Source organism: Candidatus Electrothrix sp. (assembly GCF_052785085.1).
In genome coordinates, this window is record NZ_JALAAI010000074.1 from 1 (window position 1) to 19,936 (window position 19,936).

Sequence of the window (19,936 nt, forward strand, 5' to 3'; positions counted from 1 at the left end):
AAATCTCTTCAACTGCGGTTTGTTGAGCAGTAATATTGTTCAGTCGAGCAAGGAAAAAAGCCTTTTTTCCTTGAAAAGGGAAAATGTGGTCTATGGCTTCACGGATTCAGGTTCTTGAGTAAATTTCTGTAAGGTTGCCTGCTGCTCGAATCGTAAGACCGGCATCAGAAGCAAATCGCTTATTGAACTGATAATATCTTCTCTTGGTACCTCATAAACTGATTCCAAGACCCAGATAATCTCCAATATGACAAGCAAAGGGACAAAAAGTTCCTTTTTATCCGCCTCCGCCTGCTTGAAAATATTGTACACTTTCTTTGTCTGAAGCTCGTCGTCGCCGATGAGAAAACGAACAAGAATATTGGTATCTATTCCCTGCATCGGAACCTATCTTTCATCCTGCTTTTAACGGCTTCATTGATAGCTTCAAGTGGTACGGCTTCTCTGCCGGGCTTATGTAATCTGCAAAAGACATCATCCACCGTTTTCGAGACCGGCCTGATAACGGCTTCTCTTTCTGCGGTGACTGTAATTTCAATTTTATCACCAGGATGAAGTTTTAATACTTCCCTGATGTTTTTCGGGATAGTCACCTGTCCCTTTGTCGTGACGGTTGCCAGAGCCATAACCCTCTCCTTACTTTTTAAGTATCCTTACTTCAAGGGTAAGAAGTATCCATCCTTCTGTCAAAGAGTTTCCTGATGACCTTTCTTCCTTTCGGAGTTATGAGATCACATCATAGATCGGGTTGGCTATACGCATCGGTTCAGTCTCCTTCAGAACAATTCTCAGAACCCTGTTATTGATTCTTCATTTTTTCCATCAGCTCCCTGATGATTCTGTCTTTTTCCTCCAACTCCTTCTTATTTTCCTCCAGCTTCTCTCTGTGTTCCTTTATGGTTTTATCCTTCTTCTCTATGGTCCTCTCCATATTCTCCAGCTCTTCCAGGATATCGTCCTCTGCGTCCATCGTGTCCATGACCTGTTTCTCCGCTGCGGCCCTGATCAGCCGTCTGACCAGCTGCCCGTACTCTTCGGGATAATCATCCTCGTTTATCTCCAGGATATGGTCGCTCACCTTTCTGTGCTGGTCAAAAATACTGAGTAGTTGCTCCAAGCGACTCCTGTACGGCTGTTGCAGACTGGGAATCTGCACAACAAAGCTGTCGTGGGTCAGGCTTTCGATGAATTCTTCCCGGCAGGAGAGCTGCTCCCCGGTGACGCCGTCGTAGTATTCCCGTTGTACCTTGATTACGGCCCGATCCGAGCTGCGCAGGCGATGACCGAGAAAATAGATGCTGATGATGGGCAGGGCCTTGCGGTTCCCGTCTTCATCATGCCAGACATTCTCCCGGTTCCTATACTGCTCACCCAGGTATCGCCGGAAGCGCATGATGTCGGTGGAGAACTTGGCCTTCTGGATTTCGATGATGACCTTGCGGTATCCGCCTTCTTTCAGTTTGATCTTGGCGGCAAAGTCGAGCCGGTATACGGTGATGCAGCGGGTTGGCCCGGAAATCTCGGCAGTGCTTTCCTGCGGATGAAAGGCAAGCTCGACAATCTCCTCGCCAATGATCTCGGACAGCAGCAGAATGGCGGATTCGCGGTCTTCCATCAGGTACTTGAAGACCACATCATAGATCGGGTTGGCTATGCGCATGGTTTGCTCTCAGAACAATATGACCGGATAAAATGCTCGCTGGTTGCGTTTCCTGCTGCGCCGACAAAACCGTAGGTTGCCACGGAGATTCCCGGATCACTCCAGAACAGTAACATGAGCGGACGCCCTTATCTCAGGATCATTGGAGATAAGAGGGAGGTCTAAATATTTTGCTGTGGCCGCAATCATGCGGTCATGCAGTTCGGGTATGTCATCAATTCCAGAGGCAGTTTTAAGAATATCGAAACTGAGCGGCTCGAACTGATAATTCCGACTTTTGAAAAGCTCTTCAGTTTGCAGCAGTCCCACATCAATTCTGTTCTTTTCAAACAGGTACAGAACCTCCATCAGGACGACCGCCGGAATGATGATGGTATTTTGTCCTTTGTCGGCAAGCCGATAAGCCTGATGTGAACGCTCGTTGATCACCTTTTTTCCCATCATGAACTTCACAAGGGCCTGCGTGTCGGTGACAAAACTATCCATTGTCAGACTCCAGATCAACGTGTTGCCAGGTTTCCTTTCTGAACGCTTTCAGGTCGGACAGATCAATATCATAATTTTTTAAAAGCCCTTCCAGCCTGACCACCTTCTTCTCTCCGATTCCTCTTCTATATCGTACAAAATCAATGTACTCTGAAACATCAACCAAATCCTGCTCGGTAAAACCGACCAGCTTATTGTAAATCTTCTGCTTGGTGATAGCCGCTTTATTCATCGTTTCGCTCCCGGCGCAAACCGTCTTGCCTGTTTAGTCGTTCCCTTGGTATCAGCTCTTATTTCCCGCTTTCTTTATTCGTAACGATTTATTATAGCACAGGAACAGGAAGGGCGAAAAATCTTTCGCCCCGGTAGCGGATTCACGGTCTTCCATCAGGTACTTGAAGACCACATCGTAGATTGGGTTGGCTATGCGCATTGATTTTCTCTCAGAGGGATATTACCGGATAAAAATACTGCTCACTGGTCATACTGCCGGTCGCACCGACAAAGCCATAGCTTGCCGTAGAAGTTCCCAAAAGGGTTTTGAGGTCAAGGCCCTCATGAGTAATCACTGTTGTACCGTCGAGAGACACAGAGAAGGTCTGCGTGTCCTTGTTCCATCCGACAGTCAGGGAATGCTCTGCATCGTCTTCAATATTGAAGGAAAGCGGAACTAAAGGCAGTGCCTGATTTTCCGTACTGCTGTGCCGCACGGAGCTGTTTTGGATCAGGGCAATATGATCTTCCATCGGATCGGATGTATTACGGTAGGTATCTATTTCAACGCCGAAACATGGTTTGTTGTTACATGCGCTGCTAAAACCCAACCCTTCTCCTCCGTTCAAGGAAGTACCTTCTGGAGGCAATTCAGGGAACATGGCAAAGACCATGCCGTCGGCCCCGTTGTCGCTGTCTCCCATATAGATAGTGAATGTCTTTTCAAACGAGCCGTCCAGATTGAGTGCGCCTTCCCGCAGGGCCATGCCGGTCTGCCATGCTGCATCAGGGGTGATGCGGATAACCTTGTCGCCTTCGGCCTTCTGCGCATCCTCGTAGAGTAGCCAGCCGTCGGTCACGGTGATGGATTGTTCAGGCGGGGTGAGGTCTGTCATATTGTCGGCAAAGGTGGCGTCGCCGGTCACGCCGACATCCAGAATGCAGTCTTGTAACAGGATAGGATCGGTGATACCGGCATCACGGCAGGTCTGCTCGGCATTTGTACGCACGGTCGCGGAGAGGTCGTCCGCCTTGACCAGTTCGTAGGGGAAATTGAGGTCGGTATAGGTTGCGGTGTCTTCTCCCTCGGCATACGTGAAGAGAGATTCTTCCTGAGTGATGCGCCAGCTATTGCCGAATTGATTGTACAATTCGTCTTTCGTCAGCTCGGTGCTTATATCGAATGTTGTGCTGCCGTCTCTGGTTTGCAGGTCATTGGTTTTGTCGTCATCGATGTTGCCAAGCAGACCTTTGACAAGTCCTTTGCGGCTGTCCGGCAGGGAAACAGAAATATCAAGATGCTTGTTGTACATTTTCACCTCTGCCATGCTGTTATCCTTCCAGATGACCCAATATCTCCACTGGTTTGCAGCATAGATTTTACACCCGTTGCTCAGTTGTCTGACTTCTTTATCCGCCATAGTCACCGGAGCATTATTGATAAACAGGCGGGGATTACTTGCGACGTTGAACACGACAAGATCTCCGGCAACGCTCATAGCAACGACTTTGTTACCCGCAATATGGTTTGAACTTATCCAAGAACCTTGACGGATTTGGATGCTCATCTCAGCAGGATTTACGGTAGATTGCAAAAGAATAAACTCTCCAACTGCTTGAAAATCGTATTTTGACCGGCCAAATGTGAATATATGCGGGTCACCTGAAGAGCTGCCAAACCAAGGGTGGCTGGCTATATCATCACCAAAGTCTTCTATAATAAACAAAGTTAAAGCACCTGCAACAAATCCTACAGGACCGGAAAAAATCATAGCAGCACTTACATAGGAATAAAGTAAATTTAATCCCTGCCTAGTGGCTTGCGATTTTGGTGGATCATCAGGGAAACACGTTATATCTACTGCGGTCCTCGTAACATAATTGCATTCACCAGCGAGTAGTGCGCCTAGAAGTCTTAGTGGCTTGATCGGATTAAATGCTTCTAATATTAAACATTTGCGTGGAACTTTTGAAGTTCTCTCGCAATCTGCTGCTACAGTGTCAGAACTTGACATCGCATTCATGTAATTTCGTTCGTGATAGCTTAGAGTCCCATCTCCAACCGAAATCGTAAATAGTTTCCAATCTAAATTGACTATTTTCCCATCATTTATACTGAGTTCTACCGGTTGTCCTGATTCATCAAATACTACCTTAACAACATCACCACTGGCATTATTCTCCGCATAGACAAATGTCATGCCTGTCAGATAACCTTCAGCATTCTTTGTTCCAAAATACTTTATTGTCCAGCCGTTATCAGTTGTTACTGTAAGCCATAATGGGTCAGAAGGAGCTGTATTACTGACGAATTCAGCCTGATCATTTATATCGGGTAATGGTATCGAACTGAAATCAGGTAACTCACCAAGAACTAACCAATCTTTTTTTCCATAAATTGTACAGTTATCCCAATTCATAACCAATAGATTACCATCCTGCTGTTCAATAGAAATCGGTCGGTTTTCCCCATCTGTTTTTATTTCAAGATATTCGTCTGTATCATCCTTTTTGGCATGAATTCCCGTTAAAACAACTGGAGCACCCATGTTGTCTTTCACGGCAAAATATTCCACAGTCCATCCATTGCTCGTCACCGCCGTGAGCATAAGCTGATCGGCTGGATCAACATTCATCGTAAACGCCGTGTTCTCATCAATAAGCGGTTCTGATGAAAAGGAGTATTCCGGAATATCGCCGATAATCGTCCAGTTGTCTTCGCAGCTCTTATTGGCAACATTGTCAGATAATAGCAATAATATCGATGGGAGAAACGCGAGCGATTTACTTGATTCTGCCGCTGCAACATATAAAGCATCACCCGATATAGAAATTAATGTCACCAAAACAACTATCTTCATTCTCAAGGTTGCCATTATTCTCTCCTTATTTTTTCGATTGGTAACACTCAATAGAATTGATATACCTCCTGTTCCTGTTGAGGGAACAAAAGGATAGAAGCAGAAAGAAGTGTCCCAATGCCGGGAGAGGGAATAGTGACGATATCGGGACACAGGAAGTGAGAGATTTTCTATTAAACATCACCTTTACGATTTGTCAATACTTTTTTCAAAGTTAAACAGTGAATCCAAAAAAGAGACTGAAAAATCACACTGACAAGCAGGAACTTTCCGGGCACGGTTGAACATGCCCTGCTGCACACTCGCAACAAGGTATTCTGAACGTACAACACGACGTTTGAAGTGTACAACGAGGCATCGGAAGCTTCAAATAAGGCATTCGAGGTTTAAAACGTCGCATTTGAGGTTTTGAATGAGGCATTTTAAACATCAAATGAGACATTCAAAGCTTCAAACGTGGCATATGAAGCTTTATGTGAGGTATTTGAAGTTCAAAACGTGACATTTGAAGCGTGAAATGAGCCATTCGATGTTTCATATACGGCATTCGAAGCCTCGAACAAGGCGTTTGAAGTCGCTTATGAGGTATTTCATGCTTGCAACGCAACGTTTCACGCTTTTCACGAGGCAGAATAAGCATGAAAAGTAACATTTTAAACGTGACATGAGGCTCGAAAAGCTTGCAACGTGGTATGTCAAACATTCTGCGAGGCAAAGCAAGCGTAATATATTGAATATTAAGCATAAAATACCGCATGTTTAGTATGCCCCAAAATACGTACAGTTTCAAATGAAATATTTCTGTCCAAGTGAATCTTAACAAAAACAATGAATAACACAGGTCTCTTGCGGTGCAGTTAATACTTGCCTCTGGTTCGCAAACATGCTAACATCATCGTATGATGAAAAATAATATTCTACCGTCTTGATAACGGAAAGTGTCCTGTGGAGGACTACTTTGATTCTCTCTCCGAGAAACAGGCTAAAAAAGCAGAACAGTATGAGTGATCTGCAAAAATACAAAAAGGAACGAATGGCTGAACAACCTGATTTCTGGAAAGATTATGAAGAGCGATTTGAAACGTTTAAACTCGGCGTTCTTTTAAAGCAGGCTCGGATGGAAGCCGGATTAACGCAGAAGCAGATTGCCGATGAACTCAAGACAACAAAGTCTGTTATTTCCAGAATGGAAAATCATGCAACTGATATTCGTCTGTCCACCTTGGAAAAATTTGCCAAAACTGTTGGCCGTCATATCCATGTAGCTTTGGTTTAACTTCCTCCCTTATTCATTGAATGGCGACAGACCGGCCATTTTACAGGCTCCTTTACCAGGTACTGACGGGAACAACTCGTAGATTCTCTTCAGGGGGTAACCGGTGGTCTTGGAAAGGATGCGTATCATGGGAGCAATACCATTTTTCCCGAAAACAGCCTTGCTCCTTTTTCTCCTTTCATCAATCAGATAAGCGTCACCGCCTGCCGGTATCGCTCCATGACCTGACTCAGAACAGGTTCAAGTTCATCAGGATGAATGACCAGCAGATCTCCGGGTTCCGCTTGGGCAAAAAGACAATCCACAGCCTTTCTTGGGTCTGTAATGATTGCGTCTGGAACGATTTCGATATGTTCTTCATTGAAGCCTCCTTGAAGCAGTCCCTTGCGAACCAGGCCGACCGTTTCGCCCAGAGGCCGGTTGCGGGGATCTAAATCCGCCAACACGATATAATCGAAGACCAAGGCCAGGGCTGTGCCGTATTCAATGATTTGCTCATCGGTGCGGCTGCCTGTTCCGTGACATAAGGCGACTTTTCGTCCCTGTGAGATTCGAGGCAGCAATTTAACCATGGCCTGAGCTGATTCCTGGTTATGACCGTAGTCCACAAGAACCTTGAATTTTTGAAAATCAAACAGATTCATTCGGCCTGGGTTTTGGTTGGCCGAAGAATGAAAGGTCATGATGCCGTTGCGAATCTGTTCTATAGGGAGATGTAATCCATGTAAAGCCCCGACAGCGGCAAGAGCATTGGAGATGTTAAAGTCAACGATTCCGCCGAAGGTGATGGGGATTTTTTCAAGCTCACAGATAATGATGTCCAGTTCGCTGTTTCTGATGATAACATTGCGTTTATCGACAGTGACAACAGTTCCCCCTTCCTGTATGTGGTCTTCCAGTGTCGGATTATCAGGATGAAGAGAAAATAAAATGATATTACCACAGGCACGATCTAAAACGCTCAAGGTAACAGGGTCATCTGCGTTGAGAATCGAAGCACCTGATTTTTTGACCACTTCCACAACCGTGGATTTTGCCAGACTCAGATCTCTCTGAGTTTCTATCCAGTCTGTTCCGATATGGTCGTTGCCGATATTCAACAGGACGCCTACATCAGCTTCATTAATCCCGAGACCCCGTCTGACAATTCCTCCTCGTGCGACTTCCAGGACTATATGGTCCACTGTCGGCTCTCTGACCACAATACCGGCTCCTTCAGGGCCGCTGTAGTCTCCGGTTAAGATAGGGTGTCCGTCAATTTCAATGCCGGTGGTGCAGGCCAGGCCAACGTTTTTTCCCGAATACTTTAAGGTATGGGCAAGCAGCTTACAGGTCGTTGTTTTCCCATTTGTCCCGGTTATAGCTACGACAGGAACCTGAGTATAACCATTGGGAAAAAGCATATCAACCAGCGGTTTTGCAACAGCACGGGCTTTGCCGTTTGTCGGATCCAGGTGCATCCGGAAGCCGGGTGCGGCATTTACTTCAACCACTTTTACACCGGATTGATCCAGGGAGAGTGATATGTCACGCGCCAAGGCGTCTACTCCGACGCAATCCAGTCCGATAATCCGAGCGGTTCGTTCAGCCATGAGACGAATATCCGGACTTACCTCATCCGTAACGTCAGTGGCGGTACCTCCCTGGCTGAGGTTAGCGGTTGTCTTGAGATAAATTTTTTCTCCTTTGCCAGGGGAGGAAGACGGAGAAAGCCCTTTCAGGGACAAGAGCCGCTCGGTCATGTCATCAATTTCGATTTGTGTTAACACCTTTTCATGACCAAACCCGCGACGGGAATCCGCATTGGTTTGCTGAATAAGTTCTTTAATGGAGGAAATGCCGTCGCCAACAACATGTGCAGGTTCTCGTTTGGCTGCTGCAACTAATTTGCCGTCAATGACCAACAGGCGAAAATCAAAGCCGTGAACATATTCTTCAACAATCACATCGGGGCAGTAGTCTTTGGCCGCTTGAAAGGCTTTTGTTAATTGATCCTGATCAGTAATATTGACTGTGGAGCCGTTGCCATGATTGCCCACATCCGGCTTGACAACAACAGCAGCTCCGATTTCATTGAACACGGCCAGGGCCTCTTCTTCCGTTGCAACCATTCGTCCGTTCGGAACCGGAATCCCTGAGTTTTTTAACTGCTCCTTCACACTTGTTTTTTCATCGGCGGTTTCCACGGCAATGGCTGAAGTCTGACTTGTTATGGAAGCCTGAATCCTTTTTTGATGGGCACCGTAACCCAACTGAATATAACTGTTTTTATTCAGCCGAATATAAGGGATGCCTCTTGATTTTGCTTCTTCCACAATGCTCCAGGTGGTCGGCCCCAGCATATCATCTTCACGCAGTACCTTGAGATCGGCAACAACTCTATTGACATCAAAGTCCTTTCCTGTGGCCACAGCTTCGAACAGGGAAACGGCCTCCCTGGCTGCCTGTACCCCTACAGATTCGACCAAATAGCGGAATACCACTATATACATTCCCTTTTTCTCTGTGTTCAAGGTCTTTCCGTATCCAACCTCTGTTCCGGCCAGACATTGCAGCTCAATGGCGATATGCTCTATAATGTGACCGGCCCAGGTTCCGTGCTTAAGCCTTTGAATAAACCCGCCCGGTTTTCCGATGGAGCAGCCATGCTTTTGGAAACTTGGGATAAGTCGAACCAGCCGGTCCGAAAAGCCTTCTATCTTGTCTGAAGGACGGCTTTCGTATTCCTTGATATCCAGAACCATAAATATCGCCGAATGAAGAGTATGCCGATTGGGGCCGCGTAATGCTCGTAACTCTTTTATCTCAATCATCTCTCTGCTCCGGGTTGTTATTTGACGGGGCTACAAAACGCCTGTTTTTGAAATTGTATCCATATCCATTCACCAGGGAATGAATGCGCACATTTTCCGCAGCAATGGGGCTGCCGGGTTGAATATCCATTATGTTGGAATGGTCAATATCGCTGCCGTCAACAATGATGACCTGGCCTGTGCCGATAACTTCCGCTTCCCCGTCTCCTTTGAGAATAACACCGGAATCTTCTCCAATGCCAACCCCGATGCAGGTCGGGTTTGTTGTAACAATCTGAACCAGTCGGCCAATACGGCCTCGCGCCATAAAATGGGTGTCAAAAATAATTTTTTTCACAAAACCGAATCCAGAGGTGGTGAGGACGCTTCCTTTGAACAGTCCGTCTTCACTTTGTCCTTCATAAATCATGGTATCGGAAAAAACAGCAGCCCCGGCACTGGTTCCGGCAATAAGTGCCCCGGCTTCAAGTCGGTTCTGAATGGCTTCGAATAATCCAGATCCGCCTATAATGGTTGTCAGGCGCAGTTGATCACCGCCGGTCAGGAAAATCAGATCAGCATCTTCAATCATTTGGACGGATGTCCTGTCGTTTGCCTGCATCCTTGCTGTAATATTTAATACTTCCACCTCGGGTGCTCCAAGCTGCCTGAATATCCGGTGATAATCTTTACCGCGTTTTTCCGGATAATCACTTGCAGTGGTGATTACACAGACCTTGTAATCGGCCTTGCCGACTTCATGGACAACCCGTTTGAGAACAAGTCGCTCGCCCGTCTTATCTTCATTCCCGCCGATGGCAATCAGACGGCCCCGAAAAAAAGATCTTGATTGCATAATCATTTCATCTCCGTAAGATGTGCCCAGGCCATGCCGTTTCGGGCACTTGATGCACATCCGTTTTTTGTCAGAATGATGATGCCCACATCAACAGCATCATCAAACAGCATCATCACCTTTTGTGCAGCTTCATCCGGGCGCATCTTGCCTTCCAGCATGTCATAGACTTTTTTCGCCAAAAGCTTCAGGGCGATATCTTCACCATCTCCGGTGCAGGCAACTGCTCCGGCAGGGCCGCTGAACAGACCGCATCCGGGAAGCGGAACGTCGCCGACTCGTCCGATGGCCGATTTTTTTAACCCGCCGGAACTGAGGGCGGCAGCAAAGGTGGTTCCGTCAAAGGCCACTGCTCCCACAGTATCGCAGGAAGGTGTTTTGTCATTTTTATCAATTTTTCCTTCACCGGAGCCGCTTACACATTTTAAACCCTTGAGGGGTATCTTCTGTTCTTCCGCAAAAATCCGGGCACCTTGTCCGGCAATGAGGATATGGGGAGAATACAGCAAGACCCCATGAGCTATATCAACCGGATTCTGAATGCCTTCAACGCAGGCGACAGCTCCGAACTGCCCGTTACTCGTCATGCATGACGCATCCAACTGGATCGTGCAGCCATCGGACCGGAGTTGCGATCCGATTCCTGCATTAAATCTGGGATCATCTTCCAGACATCTCACAGCATGAACCACGGCATCTAAAGCTGACGCACCATTTTTCATGAAATCCATTCCGATTTTGGCCGCCGACTCAGGGCCATCCGAATCCTTGCTCTCCGACCCGGCTCCTCCATGAGTTATAACAGCGCGTTTCAATACATCCATTTTCCACCTGCCTTAAACTTTTAATATGTAACGCATAACCTATACAAACGTATACTTATGCTGACCAAACTCAGTGAAATGTGCCGTTTTTTAACAGTCTCACAGGATACTTTATGCTTTGTAGGGATGAGGCGAATCCTTATTGCTTTTTTATCATAAGGATTGTCGGATGAGGGTGGGCTGGAGCTTTTGTTCATTTCTCCATAACAGATAAATATACATCATGCTTTTATCTGTCTATACTTTTTAACTTTCCAAAAAATGCAAAGGAGGGAGGGAGTGGTTATAAAGCGAAGGGGAGAGCACTCGGTTTGTATACATAGGCTGCTCGTTATAGGTATACGAGCACTTCAGGAACACACAACAGATCAAAAAAGGGCCACCCCGACGGGTAGCCCTTAAGTACTTCACATCTGTCCGACTCTACAGCTTATTACAGCTTATACACAACCTGTAGGTTTGGGCAGACCAGCCATCTTACAGGCTCCTTTACCAGGTCCTGACGGGAACAGCTCGTAGATTCTCTTCAGCGGGAACCCTGTGGTCTTGGAAAGGATACGTACCATGGGAGCAATACCATTCTTCTTGTAGTACTCCTGCAGAGAATCAATAACCTTCTGATGCTCATCGGTCATCTCACCGATTCCCTCAACACCTTTTACATAGTCAACCCAGTTCTCATCCCACTCCTCAGAACCGTTCAACAGGAAGCCATCTTCATCAACCTCGTAGCTGGTACCATTGTGCTCAATAGATGCCATTGTTTTTCTCCCTTGGGCTAAAATAATATGAAATGAACAAAAAAATTATTCACTGTGTATATCCAATTTGTGATGAAGGCAACTCTTACTATAGGATGTATTCTTTGTCAAGAGACCTGGCACTTTTTTGACTATTTATTTCTGATTTTGTATTCTGGAAGAGTCTGTTGCACAATAATTGGCTTTTTCCTTGATAACCTGCTATGCTTAACACCTCAAAGCAGAACAAATATAATCCGATTTCTTTGAATAATGATCTTGGGAGAGTAATATATCATGTTGAATATTTTGCGCAAAAGAGCTCAATCCCCCCTGATTCAGGGTTTGGTGCTCGTGATTGCTGTTGTTTTTATTTTTTGGGGCTTTGGCGGCAATCAAGGCAATAACCGCACTGCCGTTGCCACGGTCAACCAAGTCGATATCGCCTACCAGGACTATGTCCGGGCGTATAAACAAGCAACAGATAATTTCCGCCAGCAGTTCGGTGGCCAAATCCCCCCTGCTCTGATGGAGCAAATGGGCATCAAGCAGCAGGTACTCGGGCAATTGATCCAATCAGAGCTCCTGCGACAAGGTGGTGAAGAGATCGGCATCAGAGTGAGCGATCTGATGGTGCAGGAAAAAATCAAAGAGATGGAAGTGTTCCAGGAAGAGGGCCACTTTAGTCAACAGCGCTATGAAGATTTATTAGCACGAAACCGCATGACACCAACTGTTTTTGAAAACGATCTTAAATCTGACCTCAGAACAGAGCGAGTAACCACTGATATTGCTGACTTTGCTCTGGTTACTGATCATGAAATTGATCGCTGGCTTGCCTATAGTGAGGAAGAGATACAACTTCATTATGTGCAGCTGAACGCTGCTGATTTCGAAGACAAGGTCGTTATAGAAGAAGAGGAACTCGCTACCTGGTTCGCTGCAAAAAAAGAAAACTACCGCTCTGAGCCGAAAATTCGGCTGAAATACCTGGTCTTCAACCTTGACGACAGCATGGAGCAGGCCCAGCCAGACGAAGAAGAGATACGTGCTCTCTATGAAAGCAGAAAAGAAAGCTACCAACAGCCGGAACAACGCCATGCCCGCCATATACTTCTGAAAACAAATGAAGGTGATACAGAGGCTGTCCGTGCGGAGAAAAAGAAAAAAGCTGAGGAAGTGTTGGCACTTGCCCGCAAAGAAGAAAGCGATTTCAGCACACTGGCGCAAGAGTACTCAGAAGGACCGACCAAAGATAAAGGCGGAGACCTGGGTTTTTTCTCGAAAGGACAAATGGTACCACCAGCTTTTAACCAAGCGGTTTTTTCCCTTCAACCAGGAGAAATCAGCGAAGTGGTGGAGACCCAATTTGGTTACCATATCATTAAACTGGAAGAAATTCGTCCGGCATCTGTTCGCACCTTTGAACAGGTCAAAGACAACCTGGCAGTAACTTTGAAAAAACAAAACGCTAAAGACCTTGCCTTCAAAAACGTTACCAAGGCTTACGAAGGGATTATGCGATCAGGCAGCCTGGAAAAATACAGTCAGGAAGGTGAAACTGAGATTCTGACCTCTGATTATTTTGCCCGGTCCGATGTTCCCGAAGAGATAATCAATGATCCCAAATTTTTAAATGTTGCCTTTAGCCTTAAAAAAGGCGAGCTTTCCTCTATTGTGGAAACCAGTGAAGGATATGCAATTCTCTTTGTTGATGATATTCAGAAGCCTGAATTGCCGGAGCTTGCTACTGTCCGGGAGCAGGTTGCTGCTGATTATACCAAGGACAAAGCTGAGGAACTGGCAGGCACCGCTGCTGAGGAACTGCTGGCAGCCAGCAATGAGCAGGGAAGTCTTCAACAGGCTGTTAACGAACTGGAAAATAAGCCAGAGGTTACAACAACAGATTTTCTCCAGCGCAACGCTCCAGGCGGTAAGGATCTGCCTCCCAAACAACTGATTCAGGAAGGCTTTAAGATGCCGTGGAAGCAAAAAACAGCCCAGACCCCTGTCCAGATCGGTGCTTCCTACTATCTTTTTGAAGTCGCTGAGCGCAGAATCGGGGATGCAAAAGCCGATGAAGCCAAACGGAATGAAGCAAAAGAAAAATTGCTGGCATCGGCCCGGAAAGAGCTTGTCGGCTCCTGGGTGGCTGGTCTCCAGGCCCGATCCACCATAGCCACCAACGACTCTCTACTCAAGTAGCCCTTTAATGAGTTCATAGTTTTTTTGAGGCAGACAGGGCAAAAGGCTCTGTCTGTTCTTCTTGAGAACGTTCAAAAGAATTCCTCGCTGAACGTACGTAAAGACAACAAGTTTCCTCTTCTTCCTGTTACGAAAAACATGTCCCTGCCAGAGCAAACAAACGACCAACTACCGCCTATTCATACACTACCTCTGTTTGAACAATTCCTTCTTCAGTTCATCTCCATAATCTACGAGCCGGTATCCACCACCTTTCTGGGCAACTGCCTTGCCGGAACAGATCTTCCCATCCCGGACGTGCATCGATTAACCAGTCATGAGCTGGACTCGACCATTCAACAGCTCCAGGACCAAGGATTCCTTAATGCGTTAAACCAATGTCCGCCCTCTCTTGCTGAGCAATTAACCCGCCAGGCAGTGACAGAAGGACGATTCGCAGACCTTGCAGCCTTAATTGAAAAAAAAGCACCGGTCTCGTATTTATACGGGAAATGGACCACCCGCTGCCAACGGGCCTTGCGTCAATTCCGCATCGGTCTCTATGGAGACGATTTTGATAAAGTGGATGAGGCAGTCTCTTTCTTAGAAAAGCACGGGGCAGAGCATATCGGGCCTGAGCCACCAGCAGTGAGGATTATTGCAAGAAATTTTGATCCAGCCTGGTTTGGCAGCCTGCCAGGTTTTCAGCAATTTTTCTTTCTCAACACCATTATCCATTATGCAATGGATAAGTCCTGTCATTTTCCGGCAGTTATTGCCTATCTTGAAGATGAAGACGGCATGACCCTGTCTGAAGATGAACAGGTGCCTTTTCAGCGTATGCTGGCTGGCTACTATCTCTTGCAGGGTGATTTTGACAAGCTTACTGCTTTGGTGAAAAAACGTGCAGAAACCTTTCAGGGATCTGGTTTTGCAGGCACTCTTGCCTTTCTCCAGGGCGAGACAACCAAGGCCCTGGAACTTTTCGAACAAGACCTTGCCCAACTCAACAAGTATGCTGGCCCTGAAGAAACTTTTTTCTTTAATATAACTGGTCTTTTTTGCATTTTTTCCCTCCTTGCCCGTAATACAGAAAAAGACCGGCTCCTTATTCGTCGCTCTGTTACCCTGGTCCTGGAACGTTGCAAGGGCTGCCCGGAAGAGGTTCCCTTTCGTTTTCTTGATGCCTATGTACGAAGTGTTGACGGCACCTTGCCAGACATGAAAGTGCTGACAGAACAGCTCAAGGCGGAAGATCGCGGCCTGAGTTCCCTGATCTCTGTCCTCTCCCTCTATTGGATGGGAGTAGAGATACCTGATGAGTTACAAAATGACCTTATTTCCTTGTTTCAGCAGGCTGAAAAAAATGGTTTTTCCTGGTTTGTTATGGAGGTCGGAGAACTCCTCAATGCCCTTAAAGCCGGTCAAAATGATATGGCTGAAAAGGCCAGGAAACTGCGGGAGCAAAACAACTGCACCTCCATTATTCATATTGTCTCAACAGATAATACCCCATGGAAACAGAGCCTGCAGGAACTCATCACCGTAACCAGCAATTCCCGCAAGCCGGAACAGACCAGCCGATTGATCTGGCTGGTCCAGTTTGATGGAGAGTCCCTGAGCCTGTCAACGAAAGAGCAGAAGAAGAAAAGAGGTGGAAAATGGAGTAAGGGCAGAGGAATAGGTTTGAATCGCCTGATGCAACCTGAAGATTTTGACTTTCTCACTGAGCAGGATATAAAAATCTGTGCAGCCCTGCGTCAGGTCGGTGACATCAATGCCCGCAATGGTGGCTGTGAATTCGATATGGATGAGGCCTTGCCCGCCTTAGTGGGGCACCCCTATGTCTTTCTTGAAAAATCAGGAAAAACCCCAGTGGAAATCGTGGCTGGGGAACCAGAGCTGATGGTTGAAGAGAAGAACGAGCATCTCTTTATCCGTTTTCTTCAGGATATCGGTAAAGGCAAGATAGCTGTCTGGCCGGAAACCCCGACCCGTTTCCGCATTATGGAGATTAACGAGCAGCATCGAAAAGTTGCTGAAATAATTAATCGTGATGAAATGCAAAGCCAGGGAATCCCTATCTCGGCCAGTGCCCAGATGCTTGATGTTATCGGCAATGTTGCTTCCTTCATGACGGTCCACTCCTCCATTAATGTGGGTTCAGCAGAACAAGGTGTCCAGATTGTTGAGTCTGACTCCACTATTCATCTCCACATCATTCCCTACGGAAGCGGATTCCGGTTAGAGATGTTTGTCCAGCCTTTTTCCCGGCGCGGTCCTTATCTTAAGCCAGGGGCTGGGGTAGCCAACCTGATGGCCGAAGTGGATAAACGGCGGATGCAAACCCGGAGAAACCTGCTCCTTGAAGAAGAAAAGGCCCGTGAAGTAGAGGAAAGCTGCCCGATCCTGGACCTTGCTGTTGACCTGGAGCAGGAAAACGACCGTGAATGGCATATGCTGGACCCGGACGAATGCCTCCAGGCCTTGCTTGAACTGGAAGAGATCCGTGACAGGGTCGTGCTGGAATGGCCTGAAGGAGAAAAACTGGCTCTGCGGAGACGTGCCGGGGTCAACCAACTGAATCTCAATATCCGGACCTCCCAACAAAACTGGTTTTCTTTATCTGGTCATGTCAAGGTGGATCAGGACGAGGTGATTGACCTCAAGTCCCTGCTTGATAAAATTCGTGACTCCCACAGTCGTTTTATCCCATTAGGCAAAGGACAATTTCTGGCCCTGACCCAGGAGTTTCGTGACCGCCTTGAAGATCTGATCCAATTTGGTGAGACCAAGGGTGAAAAAAAATCCGAAGATGGCGAGATTCAGGTCCACCCTCTGGCAGCCCTGGCCCTGGAAGATCTGACGCAACAGGCCAATACCACAGCTGATGAAGGATGGCGTGAGCAGCTGAAACGAATAGATTATGTGCAAAACTTTGTTCCGGAGGTTCCATCCACATTGCAGGCTGAGCTGCGTGATTATCAGGCAGAAGGCTTTATCTGGATGGCGCGTCTGGCCCACCTGGGTGTGGGGGGCTGTCTTGCAGACGATATGGGACTTGGTAAAACCTTACAGTCCATCGCAGTTATTCTTGATCGTGCTGAAAACGGTCCCAGTCTGGTCATTGCCCCGACCTCAGTCTGTATGAACTGGGAACAGGAAGTGGCCCGCTTTGCCCCTACCCTCACTCTGAAAACCCTTTCCGGGGTGGATGACCGGAAGGCCATTGTTCAGAATCTGGGAAAACGGGACATCCTTATTACCAGTTATACCCTGCTTCAGCAGGAGGTCGATATCCTGGAAACCGTTTCCTGGGAAACTGTGGTGTTGGATGAGGCCCAGTCCATCAAAAATGCTGCTACTAAGCGCTCCAAGGCAGCTATGCGCATCAATGCTAAATTCCGTCTGATCACCACGGGTACGCCCATTGAAAATCACCTGGGTGAGCTGTGGAACCTTTTTAATTTTATCAATCGCGGTCTGCTGGGCAGCTATAAACAATTCAATAGCCGTTTTGGTATTCCCATTGAAAAACATCAGGATCAGGCGGCCCGCCGCCAGCTGAGAAAACTGATCCGTCCCTTTATGCTCCGCCGGATTAAGTCTGAAGTTCTGGATGAACTGCCGCCCCGGACCGAAATCTCCCTACGGGTGGAGATGAAGAAATCGGAAATGCAGTTTTACGAGGCAATCCGCCAGCAGGCTATTGAGAATATTGAAACCAATGGCCAGAAAAGCGGGCGTCATCTTCAGATCCTTGCGGAGATCATGCGGTTGCGGCGGGCCTGTTGCAACCCGAAACTCATTGATAAAGATACAAAGATTTCCTCCAGTAAGCTCCGGGTCTTTGCAGAGGTGATAGAAGAATTACTGGAATCTCGCCATAAGGCCCTGGTTTTTAGTCAGTTCACCGGGCATCTTGCCCTGATCTGTGAATACCTTGACAAGGAAGGTATTTCCTATAAATACCTGGACGGTACCACCCCCTCCAAAGAACGGATCAAACAGGTCGATGCCTTTCAGGCAGGGGAAGGCGATCTCTTCCTGATCAGCCTTAAGGCAGGCGGATTGGGGTTAAACCTCACTGCTGCTGACTATGTTATACATATGGATCCCTGGTGGAACCCGGCTGTGGAGGATCAGGCTGCGGATCGGGCCCATCGTATTGGGCAGAAACGCCCGGTAACAGTCTATCGATTGGTAACCGCAGGGACCATAGAAGAAAAAATAGTCCAGCTCCATCATGAAAAACGGAATCTGGCTAACTCCCTGCTGGAGGGTACTGATACCGGGGCCCGCATCAGTGCTGATGAGTTGCTTGAGTTGATTCGGGAGAGTTAGGGATTCAACACGAAATCCCTACCCATGGTTTTCTCCTGGTTCCCAAGCTCCGGCTTGGGAATCCTTATTGCTGAAGCTCTGCTTCCTACGCCAACAACTCCTTTTTCCCTTCCTGAAAGACAGCGGTTATCTCCAATTTTCCCCCAAGTGCCTCAATATAACGGTGTAAGTTACCAAGGGTAATATTGGGCCTCCTTTCAAGCTCAGACAGTGCCGACTGCGATAGCCCTAGTGTTTGTGCCAGTTCTTTTTGGGTGATATGCTGTGACTTCCGTACCTGTTGCAGGCGTATAGAGGCAATTTTCTCTTGCGCTTTACTTCGGATATTGGCCTGCTCGCTGGCAGAGAAGTTCTTTTCAAGAAGCTGATCTAATGTTTTCATGGACACCCCACTATTTATTCTGCATATTTTCCAGATGATCTGCGAAGATTCTATCTGCTTCTGCAATCAAACGTTTGTAAAACTTCTCCTGATTTTTTCCCTTTTTGTCTCCGCCGCATAAAATAACTGCTTGGCGATCAAGATCGAAAGCAAACAAAGATCGGTACACCTTGGATGAAGCTTTTGTTCGTAACTCCTTCATATTGGAATAGCGAGATCCTTTTATCTGATCAACATGAGGTCGTCCGAGTTGAGGCCCGAAATGCCGAAGAACCTCCAGGTCAGTTGCAATCGCCGCCTTATGTTTTTGAGGCAATTGCCTGAACCACTTCTCATACTCTTCTGTGATGAATATCTGCCATTCCATATATCAAATATAACATTTATACGATATTCTTTCAAGACCGTCTTCAAGGAAGCCCCGCACATCACGGGGCTATTCATTTGTATGTGAACACATATTACACACCACCCCCTCCATTGCAAAACAAAGAAAAATACAGTACAACTCAGATCGTTCCGAATAATACGACCAAAAACACCACATTTTCATGGCCGCACAACAAAAAACAGACTGGCATAGGTTGCTGGGCTTGATCTTCACCGACTTTTTCACCGGTTCGGCCTGGAACGTGGAGCTGGAAAAAGACCTGTCCATGAAAAGGCAGCTACTGGACATTATTATTCTTCGTCAGGATGGAGGCAAACTCATTCATCCCCTACCGGACGGACTGGAAGGAATGAAGAAACACAACCTGTTGACCTTCAAGTCAATCAGGGAACCGCTGGACGAATGGACTCTGAAAGAGTTGACCGGGCATTATGTCAACTACCGCAAGCAGATCAGCCCTTCTTTCCATAACCTTTACCCGGAAGATCAATTTCAGCTCTACGGCATCAGCTCACGATACCCGAAAAAGCTCTTTTCGCAACAACCGGAGTTGACAAAAGTTCAGGACGGTGTTTACGATATATGCAGAGGCAGCGACAATATCCGGTTGATTGTGCTGAACGAAATTCCCCATGCAAAGCATAATGCTATCTGGCATTTGTTCAGCGGCGTCCCCGGAGAAGTTGAGTTTGCGGCCCGGCAATACAGAGGCAAAACTCAAAAAATCAGCACCGTGCTGAATGACCTATTCGATAATTAGTATCTGCTGAATTTCTCGACAGCCGGAAGAATTCATAGTAGTCAATACCCTGACACGTTATTTCAAAACGTTCAATCTAAGGTGCTTCTGCTGCTTTTTTTAGGCTTCCGTCAATAATTCGATTTTTCAGACGGAAATTGGACGCACTTTTCCCCTACCCGACTTCG

17 protein-coding genes and 1 pseudogene are annotated in these 19,936 nt (G+C 47.0%); 4 read left to right on the forward strand and 14 right to left on the reverse strand.

Annotated elements, in window-relative coordinates; all coding sequences use genetic code 11:
* Nucleotides 1-90: 90 nt before the first annotated feature.
* The 7 genes from L2082_RS12290 to L2082_RS12320 all read right to left on the reverse strand — a co-directional run bounded on the left by L2082_RS12290 (nt 91) and on the right by L2082_RS12320 (nt 5,235).
* Entirely contained in the window at nt 91-381 is a 291-nt protein-coding gene (locus tag L2082_RS12290; RefSeq protein ID WP_446009412.1) for a PIN domain-containing protein, read from the reverse strand.
* The gene (locus L2082_RS12295) at nt 369-626 is read right to left on the reverse strand and encodes an AbrB/MazE/SpoVT family DNA-binding domain-containing protein (RefSeq protein ID WP_446009413.1); all 258 of its coding nucleotides are present in this window, start codon (nt 624-626) and stop codon (nt 369-371) included. The genes L2082_RS12290 and L2082_RS12295 overlap by 13 nt, the downstream gene beginning before the upstream one ends.
* Nucleotides 627-799: 173 nt before the next feature.
* Complete coding sequence (locus tag L2082_RS12300) at nt 800-1,660, reverse strand: hypothetical protein (RefSeq protein ID WP_446009414.1); 861 nt, start codon at nt 1,658-1,660, stop codon at nt 800-802.
* Between the two features lie 96 nt (nt 1,661-1,756).
* Nucleotides 1,757-2,146, reverse strand: a complete 390-nt coding sequence (locus tag L2082_RS12305; protein WP_446009415.1) for a type II toxin-antitoxin system VapC family toxin — start codon at nt 2,144-2,146, stop codon at nt 1,757-1,759.
* Nucleotides 2,139-2,378 carry a hypothetical protein gene (locus tag L2082_RS12310; protein ID WP_446009416.1) on the reverse strand — a complete coding sequence of 80 codons (240 nt, stop codon included), beginning with the start codon at nt 2,376-2,378 and terminating at the stop codon, nt 2,139-2,141. The genes L2082_RS12305 and L2082_RS12310 overlap by 8 nt, the downstream gene beginning before the upstream one ends.
* 51 nt (nt 2,379-2,429) lie before the next feature.
* The gene (locus L2082_RS12315; protein WP_446009417.1) at nt 2,430-2,579 is read right to left on the reverse strand and encodes a hypothetical protein; all 150 of its coding nucleotides are present in this window, start codon (nt 2,577-2,579) and stop codon (nt 2,430-2,432) included.
* A 10-nt stretch (nt 2,580-2,589) separates the two neighbouring features.
* On the reverse strand, nt 2,590-5,235 hold the full coding sequence (locus tag L2082_RS12320; RefSeq protein ID WP_446009418.1) for a lectin-like domain-containing protein: 2,646 nt from the start codon (nt 5,233-5,235) through the stop codon (nt 2,590-2,592).
* Nucleotides 5,236-6,220: 985 nt separating this feature from the next.
* Between L2082_RS12320 and L2082_RS12325 the strand changes: the two genes are divergently transcribed.
* On the forward strand, nt 6,221-6,496 hold the full coding sequence (locus tag L2082_RS12325) for a helix-turn-helix domain-containing protein (protein WP_446009419.1): 276 nt from the start codon (nt 6,221-6,223) through the stop codon (nt 6,494-6,496).
* Between the two features lie 9 nt (nt 6,497-6,505).
* On the opposite strand, the pseudogene L2082_RS12330 reads toward L2082_RS12325, so the two are convergent.
* From L2082_RS12330 to L2082_RS12350, 5 genes and pseudogenes are all read right to left on the reverse strand, one after another.
* Nucleotides 6,506-6,649, reverse strand: a pseudogene (locus tag L2082_RS12330) (TusE/DsrC/DsvC family sulfur relay protein); the annotation flags it as partial.
* A 32-nt stretch (nt 6,650-6,681) separates the two neighbouring features.
* Entirely contained in the window at nt 6,682-9,309 is a 2,628-nt protein-coding gene (gene cphA, locus L2082_RS12335) for a cyanophycin synthetase (protein ID WP_446011801.1), read from the reverse strand.
* Entirely contained in the window at nt 9,302-10,144 is an 843-nt protein-coding gene (locus tag L2082_RS12340; protein ID WP_446009421.1) for a cyanophycinase, read from the reverse strand. The genes cphA and L2082_RS12340 overlap by 8 nt, the downstream gene beginning before the upstream one ends.
* A 2-nt stretch (nt 10,145-10,146) precedes the next feature.
* On the reverse strand, nt 10,147-10,968 hold the full coding sequence (locus L2082_RS12345) for an isoaspartyl peptidase/L-asparaginase (RefSeq protein ID WP_446009422.1): 822 nt from the start codon (nt 10,966-10,968) through the stop codon (nt 10,147-10,149).
* A 440-nt stretch (nt 10,969-11,408) separates the two neighbouring features.
* A complete protein-coding gene (locus tag L2082_RS12350) occupies nt 11,409-11,729 on the reverse strand; it encodes a TusE/DsrC/DsvC family sulfur relay protein (protein WP_446009423.1) in 321 nt (106 codons plus the stop codon).
* Between the two features lie 276 nt (nt 11,730-12,005).
* Here L2082_RS12350 and L2082_RS12355 point away from each other — a divergent pair, with 276 nt between their 5' ends.
* Together L2082_RS12355 and L2082_RS12360 are read left to right on the forward strand one after the other, a co-directional pair.
* Nucleotides 12,006-13,913, forward strand: a complete 1,908-nt coding sequence (locus tag L2082_RS12355; protein ID WP_446010215.1) for a SurA N-terminal domain-containing protein — start codon at nt 12,006-12,008, stop codon at nt 13,911-13,913.
* 138 nt (nt 13,914-14,051) lie between these two features.
* Complete coding sequence (locus L2082_RS12360; RefSeq protein WP_446010216.1) at nt 14,052-18,236, forward strand: DEAD/DEAH box helicase; 4,185 nt, start codon at nt 14,052-14,054, stop codon at nt 18,234-18,236.
* An 85-nt stretch (nt 18,237-18,321) separates the two neighbouring features.
* Here L2082_RS12360 and L2082_RS12365 read toward each other — a convergent pair whose 3' ends face one another.
* Both L2082_RS12365 and L2082_RS12370 read right to left on the reverse strand, forming a co-directional pair.
* A complete protein-coding gene (locus L2082_RS12365; RefSeq protein WP_446010217.1) occupies nt 18,322-18,618 on the reverse strand; it encodes a helix-turn-helix domain-containing protein in 297 nt (98 codons plus the stop codon).
* Between the two features lie 10 nt (nt 18,619-18,628).
* A complete protein-coding gene (locus L2082_RS12370; RefSeq protein WP_446010218.1) occupies nt 18,629-18,985 on the reverse strand; it encodes a type II toxin-antitoxin system RelE/ParE family toxin in 357 nt (118 codons plus the stop codon).
* 184 nt (nt 18,986-19,169) lie between these two features.
* Between L2082_RS12370 and L2082_RS12375 the strand changes: the two genes are divergently transcribed.
* Nucleotides 19,170-19,769 (forward strand): hypothetical protein, encoded by a 600-nt coding sequence (locus L2082_RS12375; RefSeq protein ID WP_446011802.1) that lies wholly within the window; start codon nt 19,170-19,172, stop codon nt 19,767-19,769.
* Nucleotides 19,770-19,936: the final 167 nt, after the last annotated feature.